This window comes from Desulfoluna spongiiphila (assembly GCF_900101345.1).
Lineage (GTDB): Bacteria > Desulfobacterota > Desulfobacteria > Desulfobacterales > Desulfolunaceae > Desulfoluna > Desulfoluna spongiiphila.
The window spans coordinates 52,451-68,864 of the sequence record NZ_FMUX01000021.1 but is presented as its reverse complement, the minus strand read 5'-3'; the positions used below and the strand labels follow the sequence as shown (position 1 = coordinate 68,864).

At 60.2% G+C, this 16,414-nt stretch carries 14 protein-coding genes; 8 read left to right on the top strand and 6 right to left on the bottom strand.

The window, feature by feature from the left end; genetic code table 11:
- Positions 1-395: 395 nt before the first annotated feature.
- The 4 genes from BLQ12_RS21945 to BLQ12_RS21930 are packed head-to-tail and all read right to left on the bottom strand — an operon-like array spanning position 396 to position 3,656.
- Complete coding sequence (locus tag BLQ12_RS21945) at positions 396-1,781, bottom strand: NAD(P)/FAD-dependent oxidoreductase (RefSeq protein ID WP_217640377.1); 1,386 nt, start codon at positions 1,779-1,781, stop codon at positions 396-398.
- A complete protein-coding gene (locus BLQ12_RS21940) occupies positions 1,778-2,071 on the bottom strand; it encodes a (2Fe-2S)-binding protein (RefSeq protein WP_092214154.1) in 294 nt (97 codons plus the stop codon). The genes BLQ12_RS21945 and BLQ12_RS21940 overlap by 4 nt, the downstream gene beginning before the upstream one ends.
- A 7-nt stretch (positions 2,072-2,078) precedes the next feature.
- Entirely contained in the window at positions 2,079-3,239 is a 1,161-nt protein-coding gene (locus BLQ12_RS21935) for an NAD(P)/FAD-dependent oxidoreductase (protein ID WP_092214152.1), read from the bottom strand.
- 36 nt (positions 3,240-3,275) lie between these two features.
- Entirely contained in the window at positions 3,276-3,656 is a 381-nt protein-coding gene (locus tag BLQ12_RS21930; protein ID WP_092214151.1) for a RidA family protein, read from the bottom strand.
- Positions 3,657-4,079: 423 nt separating this feature from the next.
- Here BLQ12_RS21930 and BLQ12_RS21925 point away from each other — a divergent pair, with 423 nt between their 5' ends.
- The gene (locus tag BLQ12_RS21925; protein WP_092214149.1) at positions 4,080-5,522 is read left to right on the top strand and encodes a sodium:solute symporter family protein; all 1,443 of its coding nucleotides are present in this window, start codon (positions 4,080-4,082) and stop codon (positions 5,520-5,522) included.
- A gap of 474 nt (positions 5,523-5,996) precedes the next feature.
- On the opposite strand, the gene BLQ12_RS21920 is transcribed toward BLQ12_RS21925, so the two are convergent.
- A complete protein-coding gene (locus BLQ12_RS21920; protein WP_175470002.1) occupies positions 5,997-6,923 on the bottom strand; it encodes a cation diffusion facilitator family transporter in 927 nt (308 codons plus the stop codon).
- A gap of 276 nt (positions 6,924-7,199) precedes the next feature.
- Between BLQ12_RS21920 and BLQ12_RS21915 the strand changes: the two genes are divergently transcribed.
- The 3 genes from BLQ12_RS21915 (at position 7,200) to BLQ12_RS21905 (ending at position 10,875) form a co-directional block, all read left to right on the top strand.
- Positions 7,200-8,429 (top strand): NADH:flavin oxidoreductase/NADH oxidase family protein, encoded by a 1,230-nt coding sequence (locus tag BLQ12_RS21915; protein ID WP_092214145.1) that lies wholly within the window; start codon positions 7,200-7,202, stop codon positions 8,427-8,429.
- Between the two features lie 247 nt (positions 8,430-8,676).
- Positions 8,677-9,981: a DUF945 family protein gene (locus tag BLQ12_RS21910; protein ID WP_092214143.1), complete on the top strand. Its 1,305-nt coding sequence runs from the start codon at positions 8,677-8,679 to the stop codon at positions 9,979-9,981.
- Between the two features lie 93 nt (positions 9,982-10,074).
- A complete protein-coding gene (locus tag BLQ12_RS21905) occupies positions 10,075-10,875 on the top strand; it encodes an alpha/beta fold hydrolase (protein ID WP_092214141.1) in 801 nt (266 codons plus the stop codon).
- A gap of 399 nt (positions 10,876-11,274) precedes the next feature.
- Here the strand turns inward: BLQ12_RS21905 and BLQ12_RS21900 are convergent, their stop codons facing one another.
- Positions 11,275-13,212 (bottom strand): [Fe-Fe] hydrogenase large subunit C-terminal domain-containing protein, encoded by a 1,938-nt coding sequence (locus BLQ12_RS21900; protein WP_092214140.1) that lies wholly within the window; start codon positions 13,210-13,212, stop codon positions 11,275-11,277.
- A 251-nt stretch (positions 13,213-13,463) separates the two neighbouring features.
- On the opposite strand from BLQ12_RS21900, the gene BLQ12_RS21895 reads away from it, so the two are divergent.
- The 4 genes from BLQ12_RS21895 to BLQ12_RS21880 all read left to right on the top strand — a co-directional run bounded on the left by BLQ12_RS21895 (position 13,464) and on the right by BLQ12_RS21880 (position 16,376).
- Positions 13,464-14,321, top strand: coding sequence for a rhomboid family intramembrane serine protease (locus BLQ12_RS21895; protein ID WP_092214138.1), 858 nt, complete (start codon positions 13,464-13,466; stop codon positions 14,319-14,321).
- Positions 14,318-15,145: an endonuclease/exonuclease/phosphatase family protein gene (locus BLQ12_RS21890; RefSeq protein ID WP_092214137.1), complete on the top strand. Its 828-nt coding sequence runs from the start codon at positions 14,318-14,320 to the stop codon at positions 15,143-15,145. The genes BLQ12_RS21895 and BLQ12_RS21890 overlap by 4 nt, the downstream gene beginning before the upstream one ends.
- Positions 15,146-15,251: 106 nt before the next feature.
- Complete coding sequence (locus tag BLQ12_RS21885; protein ID WP_175470001.1) at positions 15,252-15,800, top strand: YceD family protein; 549 nt, start codon at positions 15,252-15,254, stop codon at positions 15,798-15,800.
- Positions 15,801-15,803: 3 nt separating this feature from the next.
- Entirely contained in the window at positions 15,804-16,376 is a 573-nt protein-coding gene (locus BLQ12_RS21880) for a hypothetical protein (protein WP_092214134.1), read from the top strand.
- Positions 16,377-16,414: the final 38 nt, after the last annotated feature.

Below are 16,414 nucleotides of genomic sequence, written 5' to 3'. Positions count from 1 at the left end.
GGCGAGGTGAGCCACCTCGAAAGCTCATTGCCCTTGCGATTTGTCCCTCGTTCCTCGGGCCAAAGCGCAAGGGCCTTCGGCTCGGGCTTCGCCCGATATACTAAGTTGACGGCTGACACGGGGTGGCGCACAGGCTTCGAAATACCTGGATACGTTACCGTGCCTTGAGGATTATCTGGTTTTGCCTGTGTGCCCCAAATTCGAGAATGCTTTTTCGCCAAAGGATCCATGTGACGACACCCTGCGAAAAGCGAGACAGCGACCGGGTTGCGATCCCTGACTTACACGTGCACCCCCACAGCAAAATCATCACGGGCGAAGCCCTGAGCATTCGCGCCCCTGGGGTGCAGGGGATGTATCCCCTGCCCGCCGGAGGCATGCTTTTTCGTTTTTTCTTAGTCCCCGCCCCCAAGGCCGCAGATCTCACCGAAGAGGACCGGGCGCATGGGGGGACGGATGCGCAGGGAGCCCACGTCGGGGACCTCGCGTTCCAGGGCGTTTGCCGCGATCTCGGCCAGGGCCGGGCCGCACATGCGTCCCTGGCAGGGGCCCATGCCGCAGCGTGTCCTGACCTTGATGTCGTTGACTTCGTGGCATCCCTCTTTGACGGCCTCGCGGATGGCCGCGGCTGTGACCCCTTCGCAGCGGCAGACCAGGACATCGTCGTCCACCTCGTAGAGGTCTTTGCGGGGGGCGAACCAGCCGTCCACGAACTTTCGCGGGGCCAGGGCCTTGCTCAGCACCTTGCGCGGGCGGGTGCGCTTTCGCCTGGCGTCTTCATCGGTGAGCACCTGAAGGGAGCGGGCCACGTCGATGCCTGCCAGCTCGCCTTTGGCGGCGGCTGCGGCGGCACCATGGACAAAGACCCCGTCCCCTGCCACGTAGATGCCTTCCCGGCTGCTCTTCCCGTTTTCGTCGCACACCGGGTACCAGTAGCGCTGCACCGGGTTCCAGGCGTGGTCGAGGCCCAGGGCCCGGCTCATGTGGGTCCGGGGCAGGATCCCTTCATGGACCAGGAGGGTGGCGGCGCTCACGCTGCGGGGGGTGCCGTCCACGGCAAAGCTCACCCGCTCCAGGCGATCTTTGCCGAAGGCGTTGATATCAGAACCGTTGCGATGTATAGGCACGCGGCTTCGGGTCATTTTGGCCACCATCTTGAGCCCCTTGAAGAGAAAGGGGATGTCCCGAAGGGCCATGGGCATGTGGGGGGCGGCTTTCATCATGTTGGCCTTGGGGGTGGTATCCACCACGGCGGCGATGTCGGCTCCCAACTCCAGGAGGTGGTTTGTGATCAGGGGAATCAGGGGCCCGTTGCCTGCTACCACGATGGGGCCTTTGGGCACCACCGAGGCGCTTTTATAGAGGATATCTGCGGCACCGGCAGCCATGACGCCGGGCAGGGTCCATCCGCTGAAGGGCACGGGACGTTCCATGGCCCCGGTGGCCACGACAATGTTCTGGGTCTTGTACTCCCGGGTCTGGGCGTCCCGGGTGGCCAGGACGCGTCCGGGTTCTGCAAACCAGACGGTGCTGCGGGGTTCGTAGGCAGCCCCGCTCTTTTGAAAGCGCCTTAAAATCCGAAGCCCTTCGGCCCGGTCCTCCTTCTGGAGAAAGCGCCCCTTGGCTCCGGGGGCGTCCACGGAACGATAGATCTGGCCGCCTGCAAAGGCCTGCTCGTCCAGAAGCACCACCTCCAGGCCGCATTCAGCGGCGGCGGCTGCGGCGGAGAGTCCCGCGGGTCCCGCCCCTATAACAACAAGGTCCCACTGCTGCTGGATCATTTCCCCTCCCGCTCCGCCGGTTCACGCCGGACGGTCATTCCCTCTTGGACAATGGTGACGCAGGACTGCTGGTTGGGCCTGCCGTCGATCTCCATCATGCACTCAAAGCAGACTCCCATCATGCAGTAAGGGGCCCTGGGCTCATTGGTTACGCTGTTCTTGCAGGTGTGCTTGTCGTGGGAATGCCCCAGGACAGCGGCGGCAACGGAGATGCCTTCCGGAACCGTCATGGGCTCACCGTCCACGGTGATGGTGACGGTCTGCTCCGCCTTGGCTGGTTTCTTGCTCATGGTTTCCTCACTTGGCCCCGGTCTTGGTGAACCGTGAAAGGCTGAAAATCTTGCCGTCCTCGGGCAGCCCGTTGCCGAGCACGTAGTCGGGGAGGGTTGCCACGTGGATCCCGGAGAGGGTCACGGCGCTGTGACAGTTGAAAACAAAGACGTTGTCGTGACCGGGCACGGTGTCGTAGATGGGCAACCCGTCCACGGGCATCACCCGCAGGCAGCTCCAGCACCGGATCACGCGGAGCTTTGCCAGGTCGGGCCAGACAGACACGGCCCACCGCCCTTCCGAGGACACGGCCTCGGGGGTAAAGCCCGTGTCCGTGCCCACGTACTCATGCTTGTAGCCCACCATGATGGTCCCCCCGGGGGTCTGGGTGAGCCCCAGGATGGGAATGGGCAGCACGTTGTCCGTCACCCGCTCGGTAAGGAGGTCCTGGGCGCGGTCCGGGGTCACGGGCACCTTAAGGTCAAACCAGGCCCCGAGCTGCCGGTTGCTAAGTCCCCCTGCCAGCACCAGCTTGTCGCAGGCGATCTCTCCCCGACTGGTGGTGACGAGGTAGCCGGAGCCCTCGCGCCGGATGGTATGGGCGCGGCATTCGGGCAGGAAGGTCCCCCCCAAGTTCACCATGGCCTTGCGCATGGCAAACATCATCTTAAGGGGCTCCAGAAAGCCGTCCTCTTCGCACCAGGCCGCCCCGCATACCTTGTCGCCAAAAGAAATCTTCGGGAGCAGTTTTTCCAGCTCGGACCGGCTGATCATGGTGCCGTTGTAGCCGAAGTCCCCCGCCTCTTTGCGAAGCCCTTCGATGTACTCGGCCCTCCGCCCGTACTCTTCTTCTCCCACGCAGGGGATGAGGCCGCCGGTGGGGTTGTAGGGGATGTGGATGCCCGAGGTCTCTTCGAGTTCGGCGATGAGCCCGGGGAAATGACGGGAGGAGTTAAAGCCCCAGCGCATGTACTCGGGGATCCCCAGGGCCTTGGACTGCACCCAGATAAGGCCCATGTTGCTGCGGGAGGCGCGGTCCACCACCGGGGTGTCATCGATGACGCACACGCGGACGCCTTTTTTCGCCAGGCCGAACCCCACGCCGGCGCCGGTGACCCCGCCGCCGATGACGAGCACATCCACCTGCCTGCGATCGGCCGATTTTTTCGATCTGTTTCCTAATATCATCGTCTCTTGGATCCTGTGATTTTCATGATACCCGGGTTAGGACGCCTTCCATGCGATGCAGTCCACTTCCACCTTGCAGTCGCACATCATGGAGGACTGGATGGTCACCCGTGCCGGTGCGTGGGCAGAAGAGAATCGGGCAGCGAACACCTTGTTGAACTCGGCGAAATCCCTGGGGTCGTCGATCCACACCCCCACCCGGACCACGTTGTCCATAGTGTATCCGGCGCCTTCAAGGACCTTGACCATGTTGTCAAAGGCAAGCTCGGCCTCGGCTTTCATGCTGCCGGCCAGCAGCTCGCCCTTTTCGTTTCGCGGGACTTGACCACTGACATAGAGCCAGCCGTCGGCCTCCACCGCCTTGGAGATGGGAAGCCCCCCGCCCGTGGGGGTGCCGTGGCGTTTGATGTCTGACATGCGACCTCCATTAATTCATATTATGATAAAACTTCATATTATGAACAAATGTATACGCCACCGCTTTTCAAAATTCAAGGAAAATTAGCCCATTCTCCAAAGCTTGGCCATGTCTATTTTTATCATATAATGATACGCAGATCACATAATGAATAATTTCCATTGACAGAAATCAGATATATCAGATATTGTACTGGCAATCGAAGCGACAAATGGCGTACACTTTTGAACATTGATGATGGCCCGACCCGCGGTTCAACCCAGGCAACGGCGCCTGCCATACGGACCGAGCCATCGCCGCTGTTCTCCGGCCCCGACCAGGGAGCCGGGGTGTCGGTTGCTTCGGTGAGAGTTCACCTGCACGGCCTTGTTGAAGGCTGTGCCCGTCTCTTTCATCGAATCTACGTAGGAGGTAGAGGAAGTATGGCAGTATCCACGTTGGACATGATACTGATCTTCGGGTATTTCGCACTGGTACTCGGTATCGGCGTCTTCTCCATGAAAAACATCAAAGATTTCGACGACTATTCTGTTGCCGGCCGCTCCATCCCCATGGCCATTCTCTTTGCAACCGTGGCTGCCACCCTCTGCGGCGGCGGTTCCACCATCGGGCGTATCGCCTTTGTGCACAAGCAGGGCATCATTGTTCTTATGGGCATCTCGGGCATGGCCCTAGGCCAGGTCTTAAGCGGGCTTTACATCGCCCCGAAGGTGCGTGAAGCCGGTGCCAACGTCTACACGGTGGGCGACCTGTTCGGCCGGAGCTTCGGCCGAAGCGGCCGCCTGGCTTCAAGCATCGTCTCCTTCGCCTTTGTCATCGCCCTGTTCGGGGTGCAGATCCTGGCCATGGGACGCATCCTCCAGACCGTTACCGGTATCCCCCTGATCCCGGCGGCCGTCATCTCCTCGGTGATCACCATCGCCTACACCTGGGCAGGCGGCATGCTGGCCGTTATCCTCACCGACGCCATCCAGTTTGTGGTCCTGGCCCTTGGCATCACCCTCTGCGCCTTCCTCTCCCTGAACCAGGTGGGGGGCATCAATGAAGCGGTGCAGACCGTCATCGCCATGGGTCCTGAATTTGCCGACAAGGTGGATTTCTTCCGCTCCGACTGGAGCATGACCAAGATCTTCGCCTTTTTCCTCACCTTCATGTTCGGTGAGATGGCCGCGCCCTACTTCATCCAGCGATACGCCACCGGCGCCTCCCCCAAAGACAGCAAGTGGGGGGTCACCATCTTCGGCGGCTATTACATGTTCTTCCTCGTCACCACCCTGGTCATCGGCGTGTGTTCCCTGGTGATCCAGCCCGATGTAAGGCCCGACCTGGCCCTGACCACCCTGATCCGAGAGACCCTGCCCCCCGGCATCTCCGGCCTCGTCTTCGGTGCCCTGCTGGCGGCGGTCATGTCCACAGGCGACTCCTTTATCAACACCGCAGCGGTCATCTTCACCCGGGACATCTACAACGAGTTCATCAACCCCAAAGCCAGCCAGCAGGAACTCCTCTCCTGGACCAAGAAGATCACCATCGTCATCGGTGTCGGCGGCGTGGGCATTGCCCTGGCCTTCCCCAAGATCTTCGAGCTGATGATCTACGTGTACAACCTCTGGGCGCCTGCCGTGATCCCCACCCTGCTCGTGGCCCTCTTCTGGAAAAAAGGCATCTCCCCTTACGTCGGCGCCCCCGCCGTGGTGGTGGGCCTTTTAACGGCCCTTATCTGGGGTCCCAAGGTCCTCGGCGACCCCTTGGGCCTGCCGTCCAACATCGTGGGGATGGCAGCCAACATCGTCACCATGGTCGTGGTACACCAGATGACAAAAAACACGACACCGTCCCGAAACTTTCAACCCGAGTCCATCTAAGGAGGGAACTCCATGCTTGAAGCCATTATCTATACATCCTTTGCCATCAACGTCGTTGCGGCGGTCTATGTGACCTTAGGCATCGTGAAATACATTCTCAGCATCAACAAATCCTGACCCCAGCCCCGAAGGCGCCCACCCCCTGAACGGGGCGCCTTCGGACTTCCTCCCCTGAGATGTGCAAAACGGGCGACCCATCACTACCGATGGTGTCGCCCGTTTTGCTTTGCAGCGAGTACCTGTAAAAAAGCCTCCGGCGGCCCTGCCGGGGGCCAAACTTTTGAAAAGTTTGATAAACAGGTTTTAAAAATCAATCCAGTTCAATTTGAATCAAAGACGAATGTGATTTTCCCTGAGGAACGAAGGGGAAAACGCATTCGTAACCTGCTTTCGAGGTGGCACACCTCGCCGCCGGAGGCAGGCTTTTCCATGCACTATAACCATAGAAGGCAAGGCGCCGGGGTGCAGATGTATTTAATGGTCATGGGGTTCGCGCCGGCAGGCGGCGTCGGCGATGAGATCCGTGTCGTCGCACACCTCAAATTCGGGCTGCAACAGGACATGGGTGACATGAAACCGGTTGCGCAGGCGCGCTTCGATCCCTGCCAGGGTGTCCCCCACGCGGCTCAAGGGGAGGTCTTCATGGAAATCGACGTGGGCTTCGAGGTGGATGTCGTTGTCGGTGAGCTGCCAGACATGGAGATGGTGGATGTTGCGCACCGCCTTCTCTTCGAGCATGGCCTCCTCGACCTTTGAAACGTCCACGGAAGGCGGGGTAAACTGCATGAGTACGGACAGGCTCTGGATCACAAGACCCCAGGACGCGTAGATCAGGTACAGGGCGATGCCCATGGAGAGCAGGCTGTCCAGGCGGTGCACCCCGAAAAGGGCGACGGCTACGCCCCCTGCCAGGACGGCCACGGAGGTAACCATGTCGGTGAAAAGGTGCAGGGAGGCGGATCGGATGTTGAGGCTGCCCTCGGCTTCTTCCTTTAATAAAAGGACGCAGAGCCCGTTGAGGGCAATGCTCAGAATCGCCAAGAGGATCACCGGCCCAGGAGACACGTCCACCGGATGAATGAGGCGCGTCACAGCCTCCTTGATAAGAAGCAGGGCAATGGCCATGAGGGTGACGCTGTTGATCATGGCGGCCACCACCCCGGCCCGCCGGTAGCCGAAGGTTTTCTCCGGGGTGGAGGTGCGGGTAATGAGCTTTTCGGCGATGGCGCTGATGATAAGGGCCACCACGTCACTGGCGTTGTGAAGGGCGTCGGAGAGAAGGGCCAGGCTTCCCGAGAGAAGCCCCCCCACCACCTGGGCAACGGTGATGACGACATTGATGGCGATGGTTGCCCCCAGGCGACTTCCGGTGGGGGTATGGTGGTGATGGGCGTGGTTCATGGGGACCTCCCTGGCAAAGCAGGCAAGGGGGCAGTCAGCGGCACCACCGTGCGACGGGACCGGTGGGAAGAGCCCCGGTGTGTGCAAGCATCCGGACAACAACCCGTTTTTTTTAACGCAATGAGCCATCATTGTACCGCGCATTAAAAAAAAGCGAAAGGACCGCCCCTTGCGGTGCCACGAGAAAAACCACTTGCATTCGGCGATTTCAGGATTACGTTTGGACTGCACACAACAAAAAAAGCCACCCCTTAATCCACCCGAAGGGAGAGTCCCATGAAGACAGCCGTCAGCCCCCTCGCCGCCCCCCTCACCCTCCCCTGCGGAGCCGTCCTGAAAAATCGCATCGTCAAATCCGCCATGAGCGAGATCATGGGAGACCGTGGGCATGGCCCCACGCCGGAACTCTTCCGTCTCTACCGCAGGTGGGCACAAGGGGGCACCGGGCTCCTTGTCACCGGCAACGTCATGGTGGACAGCCGGGCCCTGGGGGAGCCCAACAATGTGGTGGTTGAAGACGACCGCCACATGGCAGCCCTGTCCCGGTGGGCCGAAAGCGGCAAAGAAAACGGGGCCCACATCTGGGTTCAGCTCAACCATCCGGGTCGCCAGTCCCCGGCCTTTCTCTCCCCGGAGCCCGTGGCGCCGTCGGCCGTTCCCTACGCCTCGGACCTTAAACGGGCCTTCAACACCCCCCGGGCCCTGGCCGACGCCGAGATCCTTGAAATCATCGACCGCTTTGCCAAGGCCGCAGGGACTGTCAAGCGCGCAGGCTTCACCGGGGTCCAGATCCACGGGGCACACGGCTACCTTGTCAGCCAGTTTCTCTCGCCCCTTTACAACCACCGCTCAGACCGCTGGGGAGGGGATATCGCCGGACGCATGCGCTTTGTACTGGAGATCTACCGGGCCATCCGGCGGGAGGTGGGCCCGGAGTTTCCGGTGGGCATAAAGATCAACTCTTCGGATTTTAAACGAAACGGGTTGACTGAAGAGGAGGCCCTGGCCGTCATCAACGCCTTAGACTCCGAGGGCATCGACCTGGTGGAGATCTCCGGGGGCAACTACGAAGCACCGGCCATGATGGGGCAACGCGGCAGGAAAAAAGAGGGCACCCCATACTTCATGGCCTTTGCGGACCATGCGGCCCGGGCCGTCTCCACGCCCATGGCCCTCACCGGCGGGTTTCGAACCGCTGAGGTGATGAAAACAACCCTTTCCGAGACAGCCATCGCCATGGTGGGCCTTGCCCGGCCCCTGGTGGTGGACCCCGGGCTGGCCGGCAAGGTACTCTCCGGCGCTCCGGTCACCAGCTCCGTCCGGCCCCTCACCACGGGCTTTGCCTTTTTGGATCGCATCACCATGCTGGAGATCACCTGGTACGAGAACCAGATGCGTTACCTCGGCATGGGCCGGAACCCCAGGCCCCGTGAAAATGTCTACAAAACCGTCTGGAAAATCCTCTCCGGCATGGGCACCGTGGCCTTTAAAAGGCGACGCGCCTGACATGAAAGTGTCCCCTGTCAACAGCCCCGCAGGCCGTTGACAGGGCCGCCTCACGCCCTTTTCACCCACCCCTTCCCCGGGATTTTCAAGCCCGGGGGAGAGCCTCCATTGTAGCGCATAATCAACCACTTTTACGCAGCCTGCCCCTTTTTTATTTTACTCGCATTCATTTGCTGATATGTTAGCCATCATTGTTTTTGTAATTATTTCAATCTCGAACCCCTGACACATATCTCACGGAGATTTTATGAAAAAAGTACTCGGCGGCATAATCCTTCTCATTCTTGTTCTTCTGATGGGCGCCCCATGGTATATCGGCAAACAGGTCCAGACCTTCTACACGCAGATCACCGAAGAATCCCTCCAGCAGAACCCGACCCTGGACATCAAAGATCTGGACTACCAGAGGGGCTGGTTCTCCTCGGTCATCACCGGAACCATCACCTTCAAAACCATGGGAGATGACCTGGCCCTTCCCGCGGACATCCGCTTTAAAAGCGACGTCATCCACGGCCCCGTATTCTGGGCTGCCCTCTCCTCCGGGTCCGCCATGGGCCTGGCTCTGGACCACTCCACCGTCTGGATTGAGCCCGTGGCTGAATCCGACCCAGAGATGGCCGCCATGATTAAGGAGATCCCTCCCTTTGAGATGAAGAGCCTCATCGGCTTCAACAAGACCATCTCAAGCGTCTACAGCATCGCTGCCTATGCCAAGTCCATTGAATCCGGGTCCTCCCCGGTGAACATCGATTTTGCAGGTCTCACCGGAAACGGAACCTTTAACTGGGGCTCCAAAGACTTCGACTTCAAAGCGGAGATGCCCTCCTTTTCCATCAAGGAGAGCGAAAACGAAGCCTTCATCATCGATTCGCTGACCCTCTCGGCAGCCAAGGCGGGTGGAGACACAAGCGCACGCTACGACATCGCCAAGATCGCCTGTAACAGCAAGGCCGCCAACATCCATTTCGTCCTGGACAAGGCCTACGTGGAAGCCCTGAGCAAGGAGGCCGGAGAGGTCTACAACTCCACCCTTGAAACCGGCTTCGACAGGCTGGTCAACAACTACGTCACCTTTGCCCCGGCCAAGCTTGAGCTCATGTTGGACAACCTGGACAAGGCATCCATAGACACCCTCCGGGAGACCATCAACGAAGCGGCCGCCTCCGATGCCATGGGCTCCGAGATGTACGGCATGATGCTCATGGGAAAAGTCATGGAACTCCTCCCCGAGATCCTGAAGCGCGATCCGAAACTCACCCTCACCACCTTGAGCCTCGGCACCGGAGATGACGAAACCCTCACCGCCACCGGCTATGCCAAGATTCTGGGCGAGCAGGCCATCAACCTCCCCTCCGCAGCCTTTATCGCACAGGCCCTGGACGCCGAGTTTGAAGCGGCCCTCCCCAAAGCCTTTCTCAACAACTTTGTGGACCTCGGCCAGCTGATGCAGCTCATGGATCAGGGACTCCTTGTCTCCGACGAGATGTACTACCGCACCAAAGCCATCGTCAAAGAAGGCCACGTCACCATCAACGGAAACACCATCATGTAACGGCCTTAAAAGACCCAAAAAGGCCCCCGGCTCATCAGCCGGGGGCCTTTTGTAAACGTTCCGCATCCAGGAGCCCTCAAAGGAGACTCCGCCATGCCCCGAACCATCGTCAACGGCCTCTCCATGCACTACGAATCCCATGGAGACGGTCCCCCCCTCCTCCTGCTCCACGGCTTAGGCTCCAGTCTCAGGGACTGGGAATACCAGATAGCCCCATTCGCCTCCCGTTTCCGGGTCCTCACCGTGGATCTCCGCGGCCACGGCAAAAGCGACAAGCCCAAAGGCCCTTACAGCATGGCCCTGTTTGCAAAGGATGTGGGAACCTTCCTCAAAAAACACGTGTCGGAGCCGGCCCACGTGGTGGGGCTCTCCATGGGCGGAGCCGTCGCCTTCCACCTTGCCTTGGACCACGGCCACCTCGTCAAATCCATGGTCGTCACCAACATGAGCGGCATGGTGCCCGTGGACACCTTCACCCAAAAGCGGTTCTACTACAGCCGCCTCATCCTCTCGGCCCTCATGGGGCCCGGAGCCATGGGTAAATTCATCGCAGGGCACGTGTTCCCCAAGCCCGAGATGGCCCCCCTTCGGGAGACCCTGACGGCGCGATGGGCCGAAAACCCAAGGCGCCCTTACCTCTCCTCCCTCAGGGCCCTTAAGAACTGGAGCGTCATGGACCGGCTCCACCGCATCACCTGCCCCGCCCTCCTCATCCACTCAGAACACGACTATTCCCCCCTGGACCACAAAAAAGAGGTGGCAGCGCGCATGCAAAATGCCACCCTCATGACCCTACCCGGCACCCACCACATCGTCAACGTGGAGGAACCGGCCTCCTTCAACGCCCTGGTGATGAATTTCCTCAAAAGCCTGGAAGAGCGCCCCGCCGAGTAAGGGACTAAAAGCAATGCCTCCGGCGACAAGGTGGGGGCACCTTGAAACCCTATGGCGAATGCATGGAGGCAGTCGTTTTACACATGCTTTCGGGGCATTCGCGTGATGTGTGACATGTGGCAGCCGTTTTTGCAGGAGAGGCCTATTTCATTCTTCTGGAAACACGATAACAGACATTGGGAATTCGTTTGACTTTAACCGGAATAACTCCGGCGGCGAGGTGTGCCACCTCGAAAGCAGGTTGCGAATGTGCGTCCCCCCTCGTTCCTCGGGGAAATTCACATCCGACTTAAAAAATAAGGAGTTACTCGCCAATCGTTTTTTAAGATCTGTTTGTTAAACTTTTTAAAAGTTTAGCCCCCGGCAGGGCCGCCGGAGGCGCGTTTTTTTCGAAGCCCTTTACCCTTCGGCCACGCGGCTGAGGTTGGCGTGGATGTCCGCCACGGCACAGGAGAGATCCTGGAGGAGTCCCGAGGCATTGTGGGTGTTGGTGCTCTGCTGCTCCACGGCCGCTGCGATGGAGACCTGAAACTCTTCCAGGGTGGTCACATACCCGCGCAGGGCGTCCATGGCCTGGTTGACGTTTTTGGAGGCGGAGACGATTTTTTCCGTGATTTCCCGGATGCGCACCACGGCCCCTGCCGTGGAATCGGCAAGGCCCTTGACCTCCATGGCCACCACGTCAAAGCCCTTGCCGGCCTCTCCGGCACGGGCGGCTTCGATCTTGGCGTTCAGGGCCAGCAGGGAGAGGTTGTCCACGGTGTCGTTGATAAACTGCAGGACGTCGGGGATCTCAAGGCTTGCGGCCTGCAGCCCGCTGAAGGCCTCCCCGGAGCCGTCGACGTTTCGAGACGCCTCCTCAGCCACGGCCTTGCTCTCCTGAACATCCCGCGAAATCTCGGCAATGCTGCTGTTGAGTTCATCGATATTTCCGGAGATCCTCTGCATGTTGCTTGACAAATCCCGGGTGGACTGATCGATGGAGGCGATCTCTTCGTCCTGCATGGCCCGGGCATTGATGCGGTCGATGAGCTTCCGGTTCTCGTCCATGATGTAGTGGGCGCAATTTTCCGCCTTGTTGATGCCGTTAAAGATGGCCACGGCCATGCTCTCGCAGGAGTTGTAGCCACACGCCGAGCAATTGTACAGGTCTGCCGCCGAGTGCTTGCCCATGTCGCCATAAACAGCAGACAGCTGGGTTTTCGAAGGGATCCGGATCTTGTTGTCAGCGCTGCGGTCGGTATACCTCCGGGTATACAGGCCGGGCTCCCAGTACTCGGCCAGGAGTTTCTCCAGGCTCCTTCTTGTCCGCGCCTCGGCTCGCGGCCCCGACTTTCGGTGGCCTGCCTGCATCTCCCGATTGCGCTTTTCGACCTCATGCTCCAGGCGGTCCGGGGACTGCTTCCGGTCCGGGGTCGCCGTGCCCCCGTTGCAGCCGTGTTCGCAGTTCAGGCAATCCACCAACCGCGGAGCCACCCCCTCTTTGACGCTTTGCTTTAAGGTCTTCAGGTACGGGTAGACCACGGAAGGCCCTTCGATCTTCCGGGCGTGGACGGCCGCTCCGCCTTCCCAGCGCTCCACCGTGCGAAGGAGGCCCCCGGGACTGGAAAAGAGCACGGCCCGCTCCGCAGGCGGGTTGGAAAAATCCACCGGCGTAAAATCTTCCAGGCGAATGCCTTCCCGCTCAAAATAATCAGAGAGCTCACTCATGGTGACGTTGTAGTCCCCCATGCCCACCTCCAGGTACTCGCGCTTTTTGGCAAGGCAGGGAGAGATCACGACAATTTTATGGTCTTTCCAGGCGGGGTAGAAGCGCTTGATCATCTTCATCACGTGAAGCATGGGGCTGTCCGCCGGTGCGAGGTGGGAAATCAGCTCCGGGGCATAAAGTTCGATGTAATTCACAATGGCGGGGCAGGGCTGGGCGATGACGCACGGGGGGTTCTTCTCCTTCATGTGCGCCAGGTAACTTTTGACGGTCAGCTCCGCCCCGAAGCTCACGTCAAACACCGCAGACACGCCCCGGGACGTAAGCCAGCCGTTTACATGGAGGTACCGCCCCGGAAAGGCGCACGCCACGGCAGGCGCCACCACGGCCACCATCTTTTCCCGGCCCAGGTCACGCAAAAAGGCGGGGGTATCATCCAAAACGGTTCGGGCGTTGTGCGTGCAGACTCGGACACACTCTCCGCAGCCGATGCACATGGAATGATCCACAACCACCCCGTCCCCGGAGGCATCGTTACAGAACTTCACCGGGCAGGAGGCAATGCAGACATAGCAGTTGACACATTTCTCCTGATCAACAGAGAGCACTTCAGCAAGGGATGATCCCATTTTTATAAACTCCTTAATTCAGCTTTTCAGGACAGACCCCTTTTATTCATTGAAGAATATCAGCAAAACCGCCGCCAAAGATTCAACAGAGCCCCCCGTGATCTTTACAGTGTATACCTTCATTAACGGCTGAATTCAGGCAGCTCTTGAGAACATTTTCCTTTTCTTGGAGACCGGAAGGTTACCGCCGGGCTCGTTCTGTGGTAAAAAAAAGCATCAACCCGTCCATTTACCCACACACGGAAAGACCCATGGAACCTCTGCTGACTCACCTGACACGCCAAAGGGCCCGGGACATCGGACTGCTCCTGACCACCGAAGGGATCGCCCACCGTATCGATGCCGAACAGGGGCGCCTGACCCTTCTCGTGGCCCCGGAGGATGCCCTGCGCTGCGAGGCCCTCATCGCCACCTACGACGCGGAGAACCGACCGCGCCCCGAACGGGCGTGGGCCCTGGCCCCTTCCTGGTCCGGGTTTTTCGCCGCCGGGGTGATCCTGGTCATCTTTCTCAAAACAGGCCCCCTCACCGGCTTTGAAGAACCGGTAAAGCTCTATGCGGCCTCCTCATCCCGGATCCTGTCCGGGGAATGGTACCGCACCCTCACCGCCCTGTTCCTCCATTCGGGGTGGCCCCACCTGCTGGGCAACATGGCGGGCCTGATCATTTTTTCCACCGGGGTGTTTCAGATCTGCGGAGACGGGGTGGGCTGGTTTCTCCTGCTGGCCGCAGCGGCCCTGGCCAACGCGGTGAACGCCATCTGGTTTGCCGGCATGGGGCACATCTCCTTCGGTGCCTCCACCCTGGTCTTTGCCTCTGCGGGCCTTCTGGCATCGGGCGGCACCCTCAAGCGCCTGCTTTCCGATGCCCCGCCCTGGCGGGCCCTGATGCCCTTCGGGGCGGGCCTGGCCATCCTCGCCTTTACCGGCGTGGGCCCGGGATCCGATGTGTCCGGTCACCTGCTGGGCTTCGGCTTCGGCTTAGGGGCCGGGGTGCTCCCCGGGCTGGTCCCTGAAAAACAGGGCCCCCTCCTTCAGGCGGGGGGCCTTGTCGCCTCGGCCCTGGCCTGCAGCCTCGCCTTCTATCTCGGCCAGGGGGGTGCGCTGTGATCAAACGGATGATCCCCCTTGTCACCATGCTCGTTTTGCTTTCCTCCTGCACCCTGCTTCAGGATATCCAGGAGGCGGCACCCTATCCCGACGGCCGGGCCGCGCTGGCCCCGAATTTTACGGTGATCACCTGGAACGTGGCCAAGGGAAACGAGAGCTCCGACGAAGAGGTGACCGAGGTGCTGAAAACCCTCAGCGACAGCCACACCTCCGCTGTCATCGCCTTGCAGGAAGCAACAGGAAAGATGCTCGACCTGCCCGGCCGGGGCGCCCACTTTGCCCGGAGTTTTCGCTGGTGGTGGGGCGATACCGACTCGGGGGTGGCCCTCATCGCCCCTGTGGCTCCCCTTACCGCCCGGCCCATCACGGTGAAAAAACGCGAGCTGGGATTTGCCACCCCCAAGATGGGGCTGGCGGCCGTCTACCCCCTGTCGGGAAACGACGGCACGCCGCACAGGATCCTGATGATCACCCTCCACGGCCTCAACTTTGAGATCTCCGCCCGGGGGCTTGCCGCCCAGATGGCAGCCATCCGCGAGGTGGTTTCGGCCTTCAGGGGACCGGCCGTGGTGTGCGGGGATTTCAACACCTGGAGCACCCGGCGCATTGCCGTGGTCACCGAGGCCCTCCCCGGCTTCACCGAGGCCCCCGTGCAGGGCGGTCGCCCCGGCACGTCACGGCTGGTGGCCCTCATCGGAGGCAACAGCAAGCTGGCCATCGACCGCATTTTTTACCGTGGTCTCCACCTTGAAGGCCCGGCAACGGCCGTGCCCACGACCCTGTCGGACCATGTGCCCGTCATGGCCCGGTTCACCCTGCCATGACATTTACAACAGGGCGGCTTTCTGCTCTAATGGGCCAGTGCACCGGCTGCCTTCAATGGGGCAGCCCTTCTCAACCATCAACAGCCTGCCACACATGGAGATCATCATGATCCTCAATATATCCGTTCTCTCTGACCATTGGAGCGAGTTCTCCGCCAGCGAGCCCGCCACCCGGTATCCCGTTCTTTCCGATCTGGAAAGCAAGGGGGACATTCGATTCACGAGCCCCCTTGCCATCGCCCTTTCGGCGCGCTCCTCAGGGGGCCAGGTGGAAGTCAAGGGCACTGTCTCCGTCACAGTGGAGCAACCCTGCGGTCGATGCCTGGAGCCCTTTATCGAGGCCCTGACCGCCGAGGTCGACCTGCGCTTCGAGGAAGAAGGCGTCCAGGCATACGAGACCATGGTCACAGACGAGGTGGAACTCACGGAAGAGGCCCTGACCCGGGAGACCTTCAGCGGAGATTCCATCGACCTCACCGCCAACATCCAGGATGAGGTAATCATGACCCTTCCCCAGAACCCGACCTGCAACACAGATTGCAAAGGGCTCTGCCGGGAGTGCGGAAAAAACCTCAACCAGGGAGCGTGCGGGTGCGATATCGCCACCGGGCACCCCGCCTTTGCAAAACTCAAAGTCCTGAAAGGGGGAAAGTAGCCCATGTCGCAACTCCAGGGTTTCTCCGACTACAAAAAAGAGCACTATGACTTCTCCTGCTTCAACGCCCTTGAGACCAGCGGGGAGCCCACACGGTTCCTCCTGCACGGCGGAAAATCCCTGACCGGGTCCATCACCCGCCAGACCCCCTACGACATCTACGTCGGGGGCGAAGAGGGCGAAACCCTGGTTCCCAAGGTGGAGGTCAAGTGCCACTTTCCGGCCTCTTCGGACGAGGTCCTCACCAAGCTCATAAAAATGGACAAAAAAGTCAAAACCCTGGAGCTGGGTCCCATCCACGCCCCGGCCCACCGTTACTTCATCAAAAACAAAACCCTTTACCCCCTCATCAAGGAGAGGCAGGTCATGATCCTCACCCTCCTGGAGGGAGAGGTGGTCAAAGGGCTTGTGGAGAATTTTTCACGCTATGATATTGAAATGCGGATGAAAGGCGGGGTGGCGATTACGGTCCTTCGCCATGCGGTCTACGACATGAGGGACAAAAAGGGGCGCTGCTACCTGAAGAGTTTTCAGAAACAGGCCAGGGACTGGCAGCGCAGCGAGCTGTTTGCCTGACCCCGAACGGCCGGGTGACAACAGTGACGTGTTGTTAC